This window comes from Plantibacter sp. CFBP 8804 (assembly GCF_014841225.1).
Lineage (GTDB): Bacteria > Actinomycetota > Actinomycetes > Actinomycetales > Microbacteriaceae > Plantibacter > Plantibacter auratus.
Genome location: NZ_JACYTU010000007.1, coordinates 97574 through 114128, shown reverse-complemented (window position 1 = coordinate 114128; position 16555 = coordinate 97574). Strand labels below are relative to the sequence as shown.

Genomic DNA, 16555 nt, shown 5'->3' with positions numbered 1-16555 from the left:
ACTGACGACCCGTTCTCAGGAGGATCCGGGCGTGGCGCCAAGTGACCTCGGCGGCGCGCCCGGGGACTCCTGAGACAGGGTCGCGGGTTCCGGTCAGGACGTCAGGAACCAGTACCAGATGATGAGCATCGTGATGAGGAAGCCCGTCAGGAAGTTGAGGCGGAGGAACCGCTTCCAGCCCGCGTTGGCCCGCTCGGCGTCCTCCTCGCGGAGGTTCCAGAACGGCAGCACACTCGCGGCGTAGGGCAGCGCGAGCAGGCCGGCCAGCGGGATGGGCCACGGGGTCACGAGCATGAGCGCTCCACCGGCCAGGTAGGCGACGAAGGCGAACCGGACGGTCGCCGCCGCACCGATCACCGTCGCGATCGAGCCGATCCCGCCCTCCCGGTCGGCGATGATGTCCTGCACCGCACCGAAGGCGTGGCTGGCGATCCCCCAGAGGAAGTAGCCGACGAGCAGCGCCCAGAGCGCGGGCGTGAAGACCGCACCGGCGAGGACGAGGCCGTAGACCGCCGGGCTCACGAAGTGCGTGCTCGAGGTGAGCGAGTCGATGAACGGCCGCTCCTTGAACCGCAGGCCGGGTGCGCTGTATGCGATGAGCGCGAACACGCTGATCGCGAGGACGAGCCACGACAGCGGCGACCCGATGACGACGAGGTAGACGAGGAACGGGACGTTCGTCACGATCGCCGCGAAGATCGTCAGCCGGTGCATCCGGCGGTCCAGGACCGCGCCCTCGACGCCGCCCTTGCGCGGGTTCCGCAGGTCGGACTCGTAGTCGAAGACGTCGTTGATGCCGTACATCGCGAGGTTGTACGGGATGAGGAAGTACAGCGTCCCGAGCCAGAAGGTGAGGTCGAGCTCGCGCGTGGTCAGCAGGTACGCCGCTGCGAACGGGTACGCGGTGTTGATCCACGACAGCGGTCGGGAGGACAGCACGAGCTGGCCGAGTCGGTTCATGCCGGGTCCTCCTGGGACGGGGATGGGGAGACGGGAGCAGGGGTTCGGCGCTCGAGGAGCACCCAGAGCGACGGGAGCAGGACGGCCGCGGCGATGGCGTAGGCGAAGTCCTCGAGGGGCGCGATGCCGATGAAGGCGCCGGAGATGAGTGCGGGGTCGTAGCCGACGAGCCCGATGCCGATCATGATGTTGTCGAACAGCGCGGTCATGAGCAGGAGGACGACGAGCCCACCGCCCACCGCGAGCAGCCAGGTGCCCGCCGTCAGACCGGTGGATCGCGGTCCGCTTGCACGACGGCGATCGAGCCGCACGACCGCGAGCAGCGCGACGACCGCCACGACGGTGAGGAACCATGCGTTGAGGGCCCAGTAGGTCATCGTCCGCTCACCTCGGCGGCGCCGGTCGTCCGGCGGGACACCCGGCCGAGCGTGTGTCGCGCCGCACCGAACAGGTTCATCGTGAGGTAGCAGAGCAGCGTCAGGAAGAAGACCTCCTCGATCGGCAGCTCGGGCGCGACCTGCAGCCCGGTCATGAACGAGGTCTCACCACGGAAGAAGATGCCGGTGCCGATACCGAGCAGGTCCCACACGAGGAAGAACACGACGCCGATCGGCAGGATGATCGCGGCCCGCCGTCGGTCGGCCCAGAAGAACAGCCGGAACCGCCGGTCGAGCATGACCATCCCGGTGATCGAGACGAGCAGCGCCAGCAGGTACAGCAGACCCATCAGCCGGTCGCCTCGGCGCGCGCGCGCAGCGGCTCCGCCATCGGGCCGGTGGTGATGTCGCCGCGCATGCGCTTCACGACGAGCTCCGCGCTGATGAGGCACATCGGCAGACCGATGCCCGGGATGGTGGAGCCACCGGTGTAGAACAGGCCGTCGACCTTCTTGCTGACGTTGCCGCTCCGGAACATCGCGCTCTGCGAGAGGATGTGCGCCGGCCCGAGGGCGGTGCCCTTCCAGACGTTGAGGTCGGTCGCGAAGTCGGCCGGTCCGACGTCGCGACGCACCACGATGCGCTCGGCGAGGTCGGGGACGCCGGCCCACTCGGCGATCTGCGCGATGGCGGCGTCGCCGATCTCCGCGACCCGGGCGTCTCCACCGCCACCGATGGACGGATCGGCCGGGACCGGCACCAGGATGAACAGGTTCTCGTGGCCGTCCGGTGCGACGCCCGCATCGGTCGCGCTCGGACGGCAGACGTACAGCGACGCGGGGTCGGGCACGCTCGTCTCCTCGCCGAAGATGCGGCCGAAGTTGTCGCGCCAGTCGGCCGTGAAGAACAGGCTGTGGTGCAGGAGCTCCGGGAGCTCGCCACGGACGCCGAGCATGACGAGCACGGCTCCGGGACCGGCGGTGCGCTTCTCCCAGTACTCGGCCGGGTAGGTCTGGAGTTCGCGGGGAAGCAGCGTCGTCTCGGTGTGGTGCAGGTCGGCGGCGGACACGACGCGGTCGGCGCGGAGCAGCTGCCGACGACCGTCGGCGTCGAGGTAGTTGACGCCGTCGACCCTGGCTCGGCGGCCGGCGGCCATCGTGGTGATGCCGGTGACCTCGGCGCCCGTGATGATCTCCACACCCTCGGCGCGGGCGAGCTCGGCGATCGTGTCGATGATCCGCGAGAAGCCGCCCTGCGGGTAGAGCACGCCGTCCTCGAGGTCGAGGTAGCTCATGAGGTGGTACATGCTCGGCGCCTCGAAGGGCGAGGAGCCGAGGAATACGGCCGGGTAGCCGAGGATCTGCTGCAGGCGGACGTCCGAGACGGTGCGCGCGGCGAGGGTGTCGAGGTCCTCCGTCAGGAGCTTCGCGAGCTTCGGCATCCGGGCGAGGACCTCTCGGCTCGCGAGCGTCCGGTACGACTCGAACGTCGTGTACAGGAAGCTCCGGATGGCGATCTCGTAGGTCTCCTTCGCGCTGCGGAGGTACTCGTCCATCTTCGCGCCGGCACCGGGCTCGACCGACTCGAACAGCGCGAGGTTGCCGGCCCGGTCGGCGGCGAGGTCGAGGTGCCCGTCGCGGCCCTCCGAGTAGACGCGGTAGGCGGGGTCGAGTCGCCCGAGGTCGAGCTGCTCGGCGGCGGAGGTGCCGAGGAGCCGGTAGAAGTGGTCGAAGACCTCCGGCATGAGGTACCAGCTCGGGCCGGTGTCGAAGGTGAAGCCGTCCTGCTCCCAGGTGCCGGCGCGGCCGCCGAGCACCTCACGTCGTTCGAGCAGCGTGACCCGCTGGCCGTCGCGGGCGAGGAGGGCTGCGGTGGCGAGACCGCTGATGCCGCCGCCGATGACGACGGTCCGGTTGTGGGAGGTGGTCATGACTGCGAACTCTCGTCGATCGTCGGGATGGAGGCGGTGGTGCCGGTCGTGGCTGGTGTGCGGCCGGCGAGCGCGCCGGCGGCGATGCGGAGCTTGACCGGGTCGGGCACCCGGACACGCGTGCGGACGAGTGCCGAGGCCGGCGTCGTCCGGATGCGCCGGGCGAGTTCGGAGAAGAGCTCCTGGGCGAGCGCGACCGCGCGACGGCTCGATTTCGGCAGCCGCCCGAGGACCGCTGCCGAGCGGTCGAGATCGGCTTCGATGTCGTCGAGCAGGCTGTGCTTCTGCGCCTCGGTGAGCTCGTCGACGGCGACACCCGGGAAGTAGCTGCGCCCGAGCTCGTCGTGGTCGGCCGAGAGGTCGCGGAGGAAGTTGACCTTCTGGAAGGCGGCACCGAGACTCCTGGCGCCGACGACGAACGCGGCGCGCTGGGCGTCGTCGACGTCGTGGCCGCGCAGGAAGATCCGCAGGCACATGAGCCCGACGACCTCGGCGGAGCCGTACACGTAGTCGCGGAACGTCTCCGGCGTGTGGACGGTGCGCGAGAGGTCCGCGCGCATGGACGCGAAGAACGGACGGGTGAGGTCGGCCTCGATGCCCGCGGACCGCGCCGAGATGGCGAAGGCGTGGACGACGAGGTTGCTGCTGTACCCCGTCTCCATCGCGTCCTCGGTGTCCTGCTCGAGGGCGTCGAGCATGCGGAGGACCCGCTCGGGGTCGAGCCCGGCTGCCGCGGCCACGCCGTCGACGATCTCGTCGGCGATGCGCACGAGCGCGTACACGTTCTCGACGTCCTGGCGGATGTCGCCACCCAGCAGTCTGGCCGCCAGACCGAAGGACGTGGAGTACCGACGGATGACGATGCTGGCGGTCTCCTGCGCGACCCGGTCGTAGAGCTGTCGTGCGTCGCCGACTGCCGAGGCGTCGTCGGCCGGTCGCCCGGTCCCGTCCCCTGCTGCGGTCATCGCGACCGCTCGAGCACGGTGGCGACGATGGGGCGGAGCTCGTCGCGGAGCTGCGCCGGGATGCTCGGCGAGGCCAGCTGCTCCCAGGCGCGGTTGGCGTAGTCACCGGCGAGCAGGGTCGCGTGCTGGCGGGCGCCCGTCGTCGTGAGGACGTCGCGCAGGACGGCGGCACCCTCCTCGTCGAGGTCCGGGTCGCCGAAGAGGTGCTCGACGGCGTGCCACTCGGGCTGCTCCGCCGCGAACGCCACCATGACCGTCAACTTGCCCTCGCGGAGGTCGCCGATCGTCGTCTTGCCGGTCGTCTTCGAGTCGCCGAAGACGCCGAGGACGTCGTCGATGATCTGGTAGGCGATGCCGATCTGCTGTCCGAAGGCCCCGAGCGCGTCGATCGTCGCCTCCGGAGCACCGGCCAGGACGCCGCCCGACTGCAGTGGCGCCTCGAACGAGTAGTAGGCGGTCTTCAGGCGCTCCATGCGGATGATGTCGTCGACCGTCGGGACGACGCCGCCGACCGTGAAGTCGACGTCGGCGAGCTCACCGGCTGCCGAAGCGGAGATGGCGTCGTCGAGGATCTCGCGCAGGCGGGTGCGGACCGAGTCGGCGCTCCCGGCGCGGTCGATCAGACGGTAGGACGCGGACAGGGCGAGGTCGCCCGCGATGACGGCGACGGACATGCCGCGGTGCTCGGCGAGCGGCAGCGGGATGCCCGCGGTCTGCGCGATGTCGCGGTAGCTGCCGGAGACGTTGGGGCTGCCGCGCCGGACGAAGTCGCGGTCGATCACGTCATCGTGGACGATCAGCGCGGTGTGCAGGAGCTCGTAGGCGGCGGCGACGTGGGCGGCCGCGACGATGTCCTCGCCACCCAGCGCCTCGTACGCCGTCATGACCATCCGAGGACGGAACCGCTTGCCGCCGGCCATGCTGCGTTCGATGGTCTCCCAGAGCCGCAGGTAGCCGGCGCCGCCGAACGACACCGCCTGCGTCTTCGCCAGTTCGAGGAAACGCTCGAGGGCATCCTCGACCTGATGCTGTTGTCGATAGGGCACGTCGACGACGTGGTGGGTCTCCATATCACGAGGCTACTTCACGGAGCGGTGAGATTAGTACGCTAGCTGTCCATTCGCGTTCGCCCCGATCGTCGGGGAGAATGGACGTATGTCGGTACCCGAAGAACTCGTCGTCCTGCTCGCCGAGGACGGCACCCGCATCGGCACCACGCCGAAGGCGACCGTCCACACGCTGGAGACGCCACTCCACCTCGCGTTCTCCTGCCACGTCATCGGGCCCGACGGACGCATCCTCGTGACCCGGCGCGCGCTCTCGAAGCTCACATGGCCGGGCGTCTGGACGAACTCGTTCTGCGGACACCCCGGCCCGGACGAGGACAGCGTCGACGCCGTGCTGCGTCGGGCGAGCGCCGAGCTGGGCCTGCCGATCTCCGCGCCGGAACTGGTGCTGCCCGACTTCCGGTATCGCGCCGTCGACGCCTCGGGCGTGGTCGAGTACGAGATCTGCCCGGTCTACGTCGCCTACACGGACGCGACGCCCGAGCCGAACCCCGACGAGGTCATGGAGTGGGCCTGGGCCGAGCCCGAATCGCTCCTGGCGTCCGTCGAGCAGGCGCCCTTCGCGTTCAGCCCCTGGCTGACGCTCCAGCTGCCGCTCGTCGTGCCGCTGCTCGCAGAGTCCGCGGCCCGCTGAGGCGCCCGGATCTGCACGGATCGAGCCGGTTTCCGAACAGATTCAGGCGACTGAGCGAGGTCGGGCGCCGCGGAGCGCTTCGACGGCCGCGGCGATCCGCTTGTCGCGCGTCGCGTCCGTCTTCGCCAGTGCGACCGGCTCGGCCAGCGCGCGCTGTCGGCTGAACGACGAGGCTCCGTAGGCGGCGAGCGCCTGCTCGTCTCCGGCGAGCGCCGTCTCGAGCTCGGGCGGCAGCGGGAACACGCGCGGTGCGTCGTCGACCTCGAGGTCCACGTCGACCTCGTCGCCTCCCGCGACCCCGGCGGCGGCGCGGTTGGCGGCGCTCAGCGCGATCAGGTACCGGCCGCCCATCGGCGTGATGGTGCTGCGGTACGTGGTCGCACCGACGGTGACGACGACGGGCACGCGCTTGCCACGATCCAGGCCCTCGACGACGGCGTCGGGGACGAGGATGCCGGTGTTGTTGCCCTGGAGTTCGATGACGGTGCGGAATCTCATGCGCTCAGTATGGCCCGGGGCCGCCTCGCGGTGAAGACCAGGATGAGGGAGCCGGCGACGACCGCGATCCCGAGGAGCTGTCCGAGGCTCAGCGCCTCGCCGAGGACCACGAGGCCTGCCAGCACGGCGACGACGGGACTCAGGAGGCCGAGGAACGACACCGACGACACGGGGAGCGCGGCGATGCCACGAAACCACAGGGCGTACGCGAGGGCAGTGCCGACGAGGGAGAGGTAGGCGTACCCGCCGATCGCCGCTGCGTCCGGCGCGTCCGACGGAAGTCCCTCGACGAGGAGCAGCACCGGCACGAGGACGAGACCGCCGGCGACGAGCTGCCAGGCGGTCAGCGCGAGGCCGGAGACCGGTGCGCCGCTGCCCGCGGTCTCGTCAGGGCCCGGGCTCGTGCGCCGGCGCGCGCCGATCCGGCGGCCGACCTCCGGTCTCCCCCACCGCTTGCTCAGCACCGATCCGAGCGACATCGAGACCGCCCCCGCGAGTGCGGCGACGACGCCGACCGCGTCGAGACGCGCGTCGGCCTGAAGCACGATGAGGGCGACGCCCAGCACCCCGGCGAACCCGGCGACGACGCGACGTACGGTCAACGCCTCCCCCACCAGCAGGCTCGCGAGCACGGCGACGAGCACGGGCCCGATCGCCCCCATGGTCGCGGCGACCCCGCCGGGCAGTCGGTAGGCGGCGAGGAAGAGGAACGCGAAGAAGGCACCGATGTTGAGCGTGCCGAGCACGAGCGACCGCCACCACCAGCCACCGACCGGCAGGGTTCGCGTGATCGCGAGGAGCAGGAGGCCCGCAGGCAGCGCCCGGAGCACAGCTGCCAGCAGCGGTCGTCCCGGCGGGAGCAGTTCGCTCGTGACGAGGTAGGTCGTCCCCCAGCTGATCGGGGCGATGGCGGTGACGGCGGCGATGCGGAGTTGATTGCTAAGCACTGAGCAATAATAGCTCAGCACTAAGCGAATTGCTACGCTGGCTGCATGAGCACGCGCGTCGACGACATCCTGGGCCAGTGGCGGACCGAGCGACCCGATCTCGACGTCTCGCCCATGGCCGTCATCGGACGACTGTCGCGAGCAGCGACGGCGGTCGACGCACGTCTCTCCTCGACCTTCGCCGAGCACGGTCTCGACAGCGCCTCGTTCGATGTGCTCGCCACCCTGCTCCGCGCCGGCTCACCGCACGAGCTCGCGCCGAAGGACCTCGCCCATTGGTCGATGGTGACGTCGAGTGCGATCGCCCAGCGCGTGAACAAGCTCGTCGAGCGCGGTCTCGTGACGCGCCGCCCGAGCGAGCAGGACGGTCGCGGGACGGTCGTCGCCCTCACCCCGGCCGGCAAGCGCCTCGTCGAAGCGGCCCTGCCCGATCATCTCGCCGCCGAGGAGCGTGTCCTCGACGGCTTCTCCACGGCCGAGCGCGAGCAGCTGGCGTCGTTCCTGGAGCGCCTGGCGCGCACCGACCCCTGAGTGTCGCGGTGGAGGGTGGAGACGGATCCGCTCAGGCGATGCGGCGACCCTCGTTGTGCTCCTGCAGCCACCAGGTCGCGCCCTCGTCGTCGGACACCCAGCTCTCCCAGGTGTACGAGTCCTCGGTGATGCCGCTGAAGTTCCACCGGATGAGCTTGTCGTCGTTCCGTGTGCCGTCCTGGCGGATGCCGTCGGCGCGGTGCGGCGTCGCGACGAGCTGGCAGAACTCGCCGCGCCGCGGCTCGACGTAGTTCACGCGCCAGGCACCCATCAACCGGTCGTAGACGCGGAGAGCCGTGCTGACCGTCTCCCAGCCCGACGGCTCCGCGTCGTTCGCGACGAGCTGGACGTCCTGCACGGCGCGCCCCTCGAGGATGTACGACACGATCCAGCGGAAGTCGGACTCGACCCACTCGCCACTCTCGTCGTCGAGGCGCTTCGAGTGGACGTCCCAGGATCCGACGAACTGCCCGAACCGGACCATGCGACGCGGGTAGAGCGGCGTCGGCCCGTCGGCGGTGATCGCGCGGGCGAAGTCGGGTCGCTCTGACGTGCTCATGGCGGGGCCTTTCTGCTGGTCCACCTGCTCGCCCGTCGTCGGGACGCCCGCCTCAGTCCTGCGTCAGCGCTGCGTCTCGCCGACGTCGGTCCGGTGGAAGTTCTGGAAGGAACGGGAGGCGGTGGGTCCACGCTGTCCCTGATACCTGGAACTGTACTCGCTCGACCCGTACGGGCGCTCGGCCGGTGACGTGAGCCGGAAGAAGCACATCTGACCGATCTTCATCCCCGGCCAGAGCTTGATCGGCAGCGTCGCGACGTTGCTGAGCTCGAGGGTGACGTGGCCCGTGAAGCCCGGGTCGATGAAACCGGCGGTGGAGTGCGTGAGCAGCCCGAGACGACCGAGCGAGCTCTTGCCCTCGAGGCGCGCGGCGACGTCGTCCGGGAGGGAGACCCGCTCGTACGTGGACCCCAGGACGAACTCGCCGGGGTGCAGGATGAACGGCTCGTTCGGGAGCGTCTCGATGAGGCGCGTCAGCTCCGGCTGATCCTCCGCGGGATCGATGAAGGGGTACTTGTGGTTGTCGAAGAGGCGGAAGAAACGATCGAGGCGGACGTCGATGGACGACGGCTGGATCATCTCCGGCGAGTAGGGGTCGAGCGCGATGCGGGAGGCGTCGAGTTCGGCTTTGATGTCACGGTCCGAGAGCAGCACGGTGACAGTGTATCGGCCGGGAGCCCGAAGCCTCGGGCCGGTGACGACGCCCGGATTCGCTACGATGCTCGCACGGTGACGACCTCCGCGACCCGGCGGAGACGGGTCGCGCCGCCCCAGCGACCTGGAGGCCTCCGATGACCAGACCGCACGTCCTCATCCTGCAGCACGTCCCCTGGGAGCGACCGGCGGTGCTCGGGGAGGTGCTGACGGCGTCGGGGATCGGTTGGACGCTCGACACCATCGTCGAGCGTCGTGAGCTGCCGCCGGCGCGCGAGATCACCGGGTTCGACGGGCTCGTCCTCCTCGGCGGCCCGATGGGCGCGCTCGACGTGGAGGAGCACCCGGGTCTCGGGCTCGAAGCGCAGCTCGTGCGCGATGCGGCGGTGCTCGGCATCCCGGTGTTCGGAGTCTGTCTCGGACATCAGCTCATCGCGACGGCCCTCGGAGCCACCCTCCACTCGGCGGCCGCGCACGAAGTGGGTGTCGGCGACGTCGAGCTCCTGACCGAGAGCGAACTCGGCATGCGTGGCGAGCGACTGCCGGTGCTGCACTGGCACGGCGACGTCGTCGAGGCTCCGTATGGAGCGACGGTCCTCGCATCGTCGCCGTCGACGCCGAACCAGGCGTTCCGGATCGAGGACCGGGTCTTCGCGACGCAGTTCCACCTCGAGGTCGACCCGCCGATGCTCGACCGGTGGCTCGCGGAACCGCTCATGCTCCGCGATCTGCCGTTCATCGCCGGGACCGCGGAGGAGGCGGCCGACCGGCTGCGGTCCGAGGTCGCCGCGGTGGCGGGGCCGATGCGCGAGGCCGGCGAGCGGTTGTTCGGGGCCTTCGCCGACGCGGTGCTCCGGCGGACGAGCGTCGACCCGTCCCTGCGGTAGGACTCGGACCGCGCCCGGACACAGCACCCCGGACACAGCGAAGCGGCCGGCCCCCGGAGGGACCGACCGCTTCGTGAACTCGAGTTCGAGTTAGAGGGCCTTGCGACCCGTGATCGTCCTGATCAAGAACGCGATGATCGCGATCGCGAGCAGCACGAGGCCGACCCACAGCAGGAAGTTGAGGGACTGGACGAACCCACCGGTGATGGCGAGAACGATGGCAACGACGATGACGATGATGAGCAGGATGTTCATGGTGAAGCTCCTTTCGCAGAACTCCGTCCACCGTATGGGGGCCTGACCATTCCGTCGCGGGGGTTGACATCGCTCGAAGTCGTTCCGCTACGCGCGCGGAGCGCCCCCGCGTTGCACACCTCCGCCGTCCTGCGTTTCGGCTTGCGCCAGCGCGGTGCGCTGACGCGAGCGCGGGCCACACGCGTGAGCGCGGGTCTCCGGAGGGTCGCGCTCACGCGCGTGCGCCGCAGTCAGGCCTGATCCCAGGGGCTCGGACCAGCGCACCGCGCTGGCGCCGGTTCGTGACCTCTCGGGCGGCAGCACCGCGCTGACCAGGGATTCCCGAGCTGAGGGTCGCCCCGGCGAGCTGCACTAGAGGAGGCCCGGCTGGTCGGCGGGGTCGCCGTCACCTGGCTCGGAGCCCGGGTCGTCGACCGTCGGCGCCGCCATCGGATCGTCGCTCTCGGGAGCGTTGTCGGGCAGCGCTCGGGAGATCGCCTCCTGCGCGTCGCCGATCGGGTCGTCCATCTCGTCTCGTGGGTCGCTCATGCTGATTCCTTTCCTCGTGTCCCGACGGTAACGCGGGACGCCTCACAGCCACACCCCCTGGCAGAACTGCCCGGTTCGTCCTACGAGCCGTGTGCCCAGGCCCGTCAGACCGCCGTCGAGGCCGTCGTCGACGCCGCTTCCGCGAGTCGCTTCGCCGCTGCGAGCACGCGTGCACTCGCGAAGGGCTCGACCGTCGGCGCTCCGGCCGCGTCGAACACCTCGATCCCGGAGGCATCGCGGTCGGACCGCGACCAGCCCGGCGACCCGTCTCGGACGAACGCCACGACCGCGTCATGGATCCGATCCGCGAGTTCCTGCGGCGCGTGCGGGCCCGCCACCCGGGTGACGTCCGGGTCGTCGAGCACATCGAAGATGAACGGGACGTCGAGGCAGTGCTCCGCGATCCCGCTCACCGCCGAGCGCCACACGAAGTCGGAGACCCACGTCTCGGCGTCGTCCCGCAGCACCAGCCAGCGGATGACGCGCTCCCGGAACATGACGTCGCTCACGAAGCGCCCCGCGACGAGTCCCGTGCGTTCGCCGGGCTGGGTCGCGACGTATGCCTCGGCGAGCGGTTCCGGCACGCCCATCAGTTCCAGGGCTCGCGTCGGCGCCACGGCGTCGAAGTCGTCGAGTCGACCGGCGAAGAACCCGGCGAACTCCTCTCGGGTCGCGCTGACGAGCAAGGGCTTGTCCGCGCCTCGTCCCACGATCATGCCGGCTTCGACGGTGTCGACGACCAGCTCGCCGTCGACGACCGGGCCGAGGCCGAGGCGGCCGTTCATCGTCGTCATCCCGCGGAGCACGGACTCCGGGTCGGTCGCGCCGCCGGGGACGACCTCGAAGCCCTGGGCCTCGATCAGCGTCGCCTCCGGGACGCTCGCGAAACCGGCCAGGGTCGCGGGCACCCCGAGGTGCTCGGCGAGTCGCGCGGTCAGGGCCTGCGCCTCGACGAGCGGGACATCACCGGGGACTCCGGACACCGAGATCGCCCGCTGGAACAGGTGTTGCGCCGACGGGACTGTGAGCAGGGTCATGACGGACCCGCCGCCCGCGGACTGGCCGGCGATCGTGACGCGCTGCGGGTCGCCGCCGAACGCCGCGATGTTGTCGCGCACCCACTCGAGCGCGAGGATCCAGTCGAGGACGCCGCGGTTGGCGGGGGCGTCCGGCAGCCAGCCGAACCCGTCGAAGCCGAGGCGGTAGGACACCGAGACCGTGACGACTCCGTCGCGGTTGAAGGCCCGACCGTCGTACCAGGGGCTCGCCGGCGACCCGGCGATGAAGCCGCCGCCGTGGATCCAGACGAGGACGGGTAGACCGGCACTGTCTGCGGCGGGTGTCGGGTCGGGCGTGAAGACGTTGACGTTGAGCGTCGAGTCGCCGGGGATCGACGGTTCCGGGATCGTCGTGATCTCGGCCATGGCCTTCCGCTGCGGTGTCGCGCCGTAGGCGGTCGCGTCGAGGAGGCCGTCCCAGGGGGCCTTGGGCTCGGGGGCCTGGAATCGTCTCGCTCCGGTCGGCGGCTCGGCGAACGGGATGCCGAGGAAGGCGACCGATCCATCGGCGCGGCGCGTCCCGCGGACCGCTCCCGAGGTCGTCTGTGCGATGGGTTGCTCTGGGCTGGAATCGGTCGTCATCGGCGGATCCTCCGGGTACTCGGCCGCGCGCTCATCCGACGAGCGTCGCGTGGTGATCCGCCCAGTATGCCGCGTCACGCCCGAATCCCGTCCGATGTTCGGGCTTCACCCAGCCGACCGACCCGATGCGCCAGCGCGGTGCGCTGACCCGAGCGCGCCCCGGACACGTGAGCGCGGGTCTCTGGAGACCCGCGCTCACGTCCGATGCACCGCGCTCACGTCAGCGCACCGCGCTGGCCAACCCGACGGGTGCGGGGTTGGCGAGCGGGGTTACGCGACGATTGCCGCGCGGAGGGCTGCCGCGGAGGCCGCCGGGTCGTCGGCCGAGTAGATCGCACCACCGGCGACGGCGACCTGCGCGCCCGCCTGCTGCACCGACGCGATCGTCGACACGTTCACGCCACCGGCGACCGAGAACGGCACGGCGGCCGCCTCACCGTCGGACAGGAGCGTCTGGAAGGTGAAGCCCTCCTCCGCCTGCTCGTCGAGACCGGCGTGCATCTCGACGAACGCGGCACCGAGAGCGGTGACCTCCTTCGCGCGCTGCACCTTGTCGGCGACCCCGATGAGGTCGACGACGACGGACTTGCCGTGCGCCTTCGCGGCCTTCACGGCGCCGACGATCGTGCTGTCACCGGCGGTCCCGAGGACGGTGACGATGTCCGCACCGGCGGAGAAGGCGATGTCGGCTTCGAGCTCGCCGGCGTCCATCGTCTTGAGGTCGGCGAACACGATCTTGTCGGGGTGGGCGTCCTTGATCGCGGTGACGGCACGCAGGCCCTCGCTCTTGATGAGGGGCGTGCCGAGCTCGAGGATGTCGACGTAGGGCGCGACCTTCCCGGCGAGTTCGAGGGCTGCCTCGGTGGTGAGGACGTCCATGGCTACCTGGAGCTTCATGTGGTGCTGCTTTCTGTCGTGATGGGATGCGTCCGACGTCCGCCGGGCGCGTGGGAAGGAAGAGGGCGACTACTCGAGGTTCGCGTGGCGCGGCCACAGCTCCTCCGCGCTGACATCGGCGGACTGCCAGAGCGCGTGGAAGAACGCATCGCCGAGCAGCATGACCGCCTGCTCGAAGAGACTCCCCGAGTACTGCACGGAACGCGTGCCGCCGTGGTCGGTCTTCTGCGCGGCGGGGACGACGATCGTCTCGGCGGCCAGCTCGGCGAGCGGGGATCCGGGGTCGGTCGTGATGGCGATCACCTGGGCCCCGACGGAGACGGCCGTGTCCGCGGCACGCACCACACCCGTCGTCGTACCGGAGCCGCTGGCGACGAGCAGGACGTCACCCGAGGTGATGGCGGGCGTCGTCGTCTCGCCGACGACGTGCACGGTGAGCCCGAGGTGCATGAGTCGCATCGCGGTCATCCGGAGCGCGAGACCGGAACGACCGGCACCGGACACGAACACGCGGTCCGCCGTTCGCAGGTGGTCGAGTGCGCCGGCGAAGGGAGCCGGATCGGCCTCCAGCAGGCTCGACACGGTGCGATGCAGCTCGGCGTCGATCGCGGTGAGCGCCCCCTGGACCGTCGAGGTCGCAGGCGTCGTCGACGTGGATGGAGGGACGGAGGCCGTGGGGTTCGACATCCCTCCATCCTGGGCGTGATCGGGTAGGTGCACCGCTGCTCGCCCGAACGGTTTCACCTACCCGAACGGGTGGGTGCGGACCGATGGGATAGGGTGCGGACATGACCGAACGCACTGTCACCTACCCGGTCGAGCTGCTCGACGGCCTGGCCTCCGTCGCATCCAGCTCGCTGTTGCGCATCGCCGGTGCGTTCCGAGAGGTCCTCGAGCCCGTCGTCGCCCATTCCGCTCTCGTGATCTTCACCGAGGACTGCACCGGCCGCCCCCGGAAGAAGGCCGGCGACCCCGCGATCGTCGAGGGCGTCACGATCGCCGAGCTCGACGCCGTCCGGCAGCGCACCCCGCGCGGCCCGGTCACCACGGTGACCGCTGATGCCGGACCACACGCCGACCGGCCGACGTCAGCGGTGATCGCAGGAGCGGAACGTCCGATCGCGGCCTGGCTGGCCGACACCGGCGCCCTCCTCGTCCTGACCGACCCGCAGGGACCGATCGACGACCGCCTCGTCGGCGCCCTCTGGGAGGTCGTCGCGGCCGGTATCCGACAGCAGGTCGCGACGGCAGCCCCCGACTACCTCCGTGACTCGCGGGCGGCGTCGAGCGAGCGGGCCGGCGCGATCGCGGAGCTCACCGACGCCCATGCGACGACGCTGGAGTCGATCCTCGCGGTCACCCGGTCGCGTCAGACGTCGGCCGAGGACGCCCGAGCGGCGGTGACCGAGATCGCCTCATCCGCGATGGTCGAGCTGCGGGCGGTGTCCGACCGTGACCGCCAGCTGGCCGAGGAACCGGTCGCGCGCGCCTTCGCCAGACTCCGCGAGGACCTCCGCCCGCTGGCCCGCTTCGGCGGTCCCGAGGTCCAGTTCATCGAGCCGCCCGTCGACGGTCGGGCCCTCCCCGGTGAGGTGGCGCACGCCGGACGGGCGATCGTCCGCGGCACGGTCCTCGCGCTCGTCGAGCAGTCCTCGGTCGGGCGGGTCCGGGTGCAGTGGGACTGCGACGGCAGCAACCTGCTCATCGGCATCCGCGACGACGGCCCCGGCGAGTTGACCGTCGACACCCCGAGCGTGCAGCAGCTCGGCGCTCGGGTCGCGGCACTCCGCGGCAGTCTCGATGTCCAGGCGACGCCCGGGTGGGGTTCGGAACTGCACGTGACGCTGCCGCTCGACCCGCCGCCCGCGACGCAGACCCGCGCAGACTCGGCCGCCGCGCTGACCGAGCGCGAGTGGAGCGTCGCCGAGCTGGCCGCCGGTGGAGCACGGAACCGGGCGATCGCCGAGACCCTCACCATCAGCGAGAACACCGTGAAGTTCCACATCGCGAACGTCCTGCGGAAGCTCGGCGTCGCGAGCCGCGTCGAGCTGGCCGCCGCGTTGGCCGCCAGCCGCTGAGCCCGTGCAAGCTCCCTCGCCGCTTACCGCTTCGAGCTCGTACGGCCCCGGTCGCCGAACCGTCGCGTGATGAGCGCCCAGCCGAGGATCCAGCTCCCGAGCGCCGTGACCAGCCACACCGCCAGCGGTGCGAGCACCCAGGCGAGGATGCCGCGGATGTGGAGGCCGCCGGGCAGGATCGACGCGACGAAGAGCGACACGAGCGTCGTCACGAGTCCGATGCCGCCGAGGATCGCCGAGGCGTAGCGCCGCGCGAGGCGGAGGATGAACGGCCCGAGGACGCCCTGCGCGATCGTGAAGACGACGACGGCGATGACGAAGCCGCCGAGCGACAGACGGACGCCGGGCACGACCCAGTCAGCGACGAGCAGCCCGATCGCCGAGGACAGCAGACTGACGGCGATGCTCAGCAGGAAGCGGGTCATGTGCCGACCCTAGCGCTGGGTGTCGGCCGCGTCGAGAGCGCGACTGAGGGGAGGCGGGTCGTCACCTGGCGAACGGCCGGACGACGACATGCCTCCCCTCAGGAGTGCCGGGACGGCTCAGTCGAGAGCGAGCACGCGCCCGGTGCCGACCCCCTCGACGGCACGGACGAACGCGAGGCCGACCACGTCGGACGGGACGGGCGGGAAGCCCGGGAACGCGTCGTGGTAGCCGGTTGCCTCGGCGAGCACCGTGGGGCTGACGGCGTTGATGCGGATACCGCGCGGGAGTTCCGGGGCGGCACCGATCACGAAGGACTCGACCGCCCCGTTGGCCATCGAGGCCGCAGCACCCGTCGCGATCGGCTCGCGGGCGAGGATGCCCGTCGTGAGCGTGAAGGAGCCGCCGTCGCGGACGAACGGGGTCCCGATGCGCACGACGTCGAGCTGGCTGAGCACCTTGCCGAGGAAGGCCGCGCGATAGTCGTCGCGGGTCAGCTCCTCCACGGGCTTGAACGGGACGGATCCGACGGCGACGATCACCGCGTCGACCTCGCCCACCTCGGCGAACAGCGCCTCGACCGACGCCTCGTCGGTGGTGTCGACGGCAGGCGCCGTCGAGCGCGACACCGCGATCACCTCGTGACGTTCCGCGAGGGCGTCCTGCGCCGCTCGTCCGACATGTCCACTCGCACCGATCAACAGGATTCTCATGCGGGCGACGCT

Annotated in this window: 21 protein-coding genes; 4 read left to right on the top strand and 17 right to left on the bottom strand. The window is 70.7% G+C overall.

Going from position 1 to position 16555, the window contains the following annotated elements; genetic code table 11:
* Positions 1 to 93 precede the first annotated feature (93 nt).
* From IFU11_RS13745 to IFU11_RS13720, 6 genes are read right to left on the bottom strand one after another with little or no spacing between them, the layout of a single operon-like run.
* Complete coding sequence (locus IFU11_RS13745; protein ID WP_064297137.1) at positions 94 to 960, bottom strand: prenyltransferase; 867 nt, start codon at positions 958 to 960, stop codon at positions 94 to 96.
* Positions 957 to 1337, bottom strand: coding sequence for a lycopene cyclase (locus tag IFU11_RS13740; RefSeq protein WP_192019291.1), 381 nt, complete (start codon positions 1335 to 1337; stop codon positions 957 to 959). Before IFU11_RS13740 ends, IFU11_RS13745 begins: the two co-directional genes overlap by 4 nt.
* Positions 1334 to 1687, bottom strand: a complete 354-nt coding sequence (locus tag IFU11_RS13735) for a lycopene cyclase domain-containing protein (protein WP_159877475.1) — start codon at positions 1685 to 1687, stop codon at positions 1334 to 1336. The genes IFU11_RS13740 and IFU11_RS13735 overlap by 4 nt, the downstream gene beginning before the upstream one ends.
* The gene (crtI, locus tag IFU11_RS13730) at positions 1687 to 3267 is read right to left on the bottom strand and encodes a phytoene desaturase family protein (RefSeq protein ID WP_192004433.1); all 1581 of its coding nucleotides are present in this window, start codon (positions 3265 to 3267) and stop codon (positions 1687 to 1689) included. The genes IFU11_RS13735 and crtI overlap by 1 nt, the downstream gene beginning before the upstream one ends.
* Positions 3264 to 4232: a phytoene/squalene synthase family protein gene (locus IFU11_RS13725; RefSeq protein WP_079704927.1), complete on the bottom strand. Its 969-nt coding sequence runs from the start codon at positions 4230 to 4232 to the stop codon at positions 3264 to 3266. The genes crtI and IFU11_RS13725 overlap by 4 nt, the downstream gene beginning before the upstream one ends.
* Entirely contained in the window at positions 4229 to 5302 is a 1074-nt protein-coding gene (locus IFU11_RS13720; RefSeq protein WP_079001229.1) for a polyprenyl synthetase family protein, read from the bottom strand. The genes IFU11_RS13725 and IFU11_RS13720 overlap by 4 nt, the downstream gene beginning before the upstream one ends.
* Positions 5303 to 5387: 85 nt before the next feature.
* Here IFU11_RS13720 and idi point away from each other — a divergent pair, with 85 nt between their 5' ends.
* The gene (gene idi, locus IFU11_RS13715; protein WP_079704925.1) at positions 5388 to 5933 is read left to right on the top strand and encodes an isopentenyl-diphosphate Delta-isomerase; all 546 of its coding nucleotides are present in this window, start codon (positions 5388 to 5390) and stop codon (positions 5931 to 5933) included.
* A 42-nt stretch (positions 5934 to 5975) separates the two neighbouring features.
* On the opposite strand, the gene IFU11_RS13710 is transcribed toward idi, so the two are convergent.
* Positions 5976 to 6431, bottom strand: a complete 456-nt coding sequence (locus IFU11_RS13710; protein ID WP_192019290.1) for a DUF1905 domain-containing protein — start codon at positions 6429 to 6431, stop codon at positions 5976 to 5978.
* Positions 6428 to 7378: an EamA family transporter gene (locus tag IFU11_RS13705; protein WP_192019289.1), complete on the bottom strand. Its 951-nt coding sequence runs from the start codon at positions 7376 to 7378 to the stop codon at positions 6428 to 6430. Before IFU11_RS13705 ends, IFU11_RS13710 begins: the two co-directional genes overlap by 4 nt.
* A 45-nt stretch (positions 7379 to 7423) precedes the next feature.
* Here IFU11_RS13705 and IFU11_RS13700 point away from each other — a divergent pair, with 45 nt between their 5' ends.
* A complete protein-coding gene (locus IFU11_RS13700; protein ID WP_137242426.1) occupies positions 7424 to 7909 on the top strand; it encodes a MarR family winged helix-turn-helix transcriptional regulator in 486 nt (161 codons plus the stop codon).
* A gap of 31 nt (positions 7910 to 7940) precedes the next feature.
* On the opposite strand, the gene IFU11_RS13695 is transcribed toward IFU11_RS13700, so the two are convergent.
* Together IFU11_RS13695 and dcd are read right to left on the bottom strand one after the other, a co-directional pair.
* A complete protein-coding gene (locus IFU11_RS13695) occupies positions 7941 to 8468 on the bottom strand; it encodes a hypothetical protein (RefSeq protein ID WP_137242427.1) in 528 nt (175 codons plus the stop codon).
* A gap of 63 nt (positions 8469 to 8531) precedes the next feature.
* The gene (gene dcd, locus IFU11_RS13690; protein ID WP_056009122.1) at positions 8532 to 9122 is read right to left on the bottom strand and encodes a dCTP deaminase; all 591 of its coding nucleotides are present in this window, start codon (positions 9120 to 9122) and stop codon (positions 8532 to 8534) included.
* A 137-nt stretch (positions 9123 to 9259) separates the two neighbouring features.
* Here dcd and IFU11_RS13685 point away from each other — a divergent pair, with 137 nt between their 5' ends.
* Entirely contained in the window at positions 9260 to 10009 is a 750-nt protein-coding gene (locus IFU11_RS13685; RefSeq protein ID WP_192019288.1) for a type 1 glutamine amidotransferase, read from the top strand.
* A 90-nt stretch (positions 10010 to 10099) separates the two neighbouring features.
* On the opposite strand, the gene IFU11_RS13680 is transcribed toward IFU11_RS13685, so the two are convergent.
* From IFU11_RS13680 to hxlB, 5 genes are all read right to left on the bottom strand, one after another.
* Positions 10100 to 10264, bottom strand: coding sequence for a hypothetical protein (locus IFU11_RS13680; protein WP_162852292.1), 165 nt, complete (start codon positions 10262 to 10264; stop codon positions 10100 to 10102).
* 351 nt (positions 10265 to 10615) lie between these two features.
* Positions 10616 to 10792 carry a hypothetical protein gene (locus tag IFU11_RS13675; protein ID WP_159453388.1) on the bottom strand — a complete coding sequence of 59 codons (177 nt, stop codon included), beginning with the start codon at positions 10790 to 10792 and terminating at the stop codon, positions 10616 to 10618.
* Positions 10793 to 10896: 104 nt separating this feature from the next.
* Positions 10897 to 12432, bottom strand: a complete 1536-nt coding sequence (locus IFU11_RS13670) for a carboxylesterase/lipase family protein (RefSeq protein ID WP_192019287.1) — start codon at positions 12430 to 12432, stop codon at positions 10897 to 10899.
* A 270-nt stretch (positions 12433 to 12702) separates the two neighbouring features.
* Entirely contained in the window at positions 12703 to 13329 is a 627-nt protein-coding gene (gene hxlA, locus IFU11_RS13665; RefSeq protein WP_085511986.1) for a 3-hexulose-6-phosphate synthase, read from the bottom strand.
* A 69-nt stretch (positions 13330 to 13398) separates the two neighbouring features.
* Positions 13399 to 14016: a 6-phospho-3-hexuloisomerase gene (hxlB, locus tag IFU11_RS13660; protein WP_192019286.1), complete on the bottom strand. Its 618-nt coding sequence runs from the start codon at positions 14014 to 14016 to the stop codon at positions 13399 to 13401.
* A 101-nt stretch (positions 14017 to 14117) separates the two neighbouring features.
* Here hxlB and IFU11_RS13655 point away from each other — a divergent pair, with 101 nt between their 5' ends.
* Positions 14118 to 15407, top strand: a complete 1290-nt coding sequence (locus IFU11_RS13655; protein ID WP_192019285.1) for a helix-turn-helix transcriptional regulator — start codon at positions 14118 to 14120, stop codon at positions 15405 to 15407.
* Between the two features lie 23 nt (positions 15408 to 15430).
* Here the strand turns inward: IFU11_RS13655 and IFU11_RS13650 are convergent, their stop codons facing one another.
* Together IFU11_RS13650 and IFU11_RS13645 are read right to left on the bottom strand one after the other, a co-directional pair.
* A complete protein-coding gene (locus IFU11_RS13650; protein ID WP_192019284.1) occupies positions 15431 to 15832 on the bottom strand; it encodes a phage holin family protein in 402 nt (133 codons plus the stop codon).
* A gap of 117 nt (positions 15833 to 15949) precedes the next feature.
* Positions 15950 to 16543: a short chain dehydrogenase gene (locus IFU11_RS13645; protein WP_192019283.1), complete on the bottom strand. Its 594-nt coding sequence runs from the start codon at positions 16541 to 16543 to the stop codon at positions 15950 to 15952.
* Positions 16544 to 16555 lie beyond the last annotated feature (12 nt).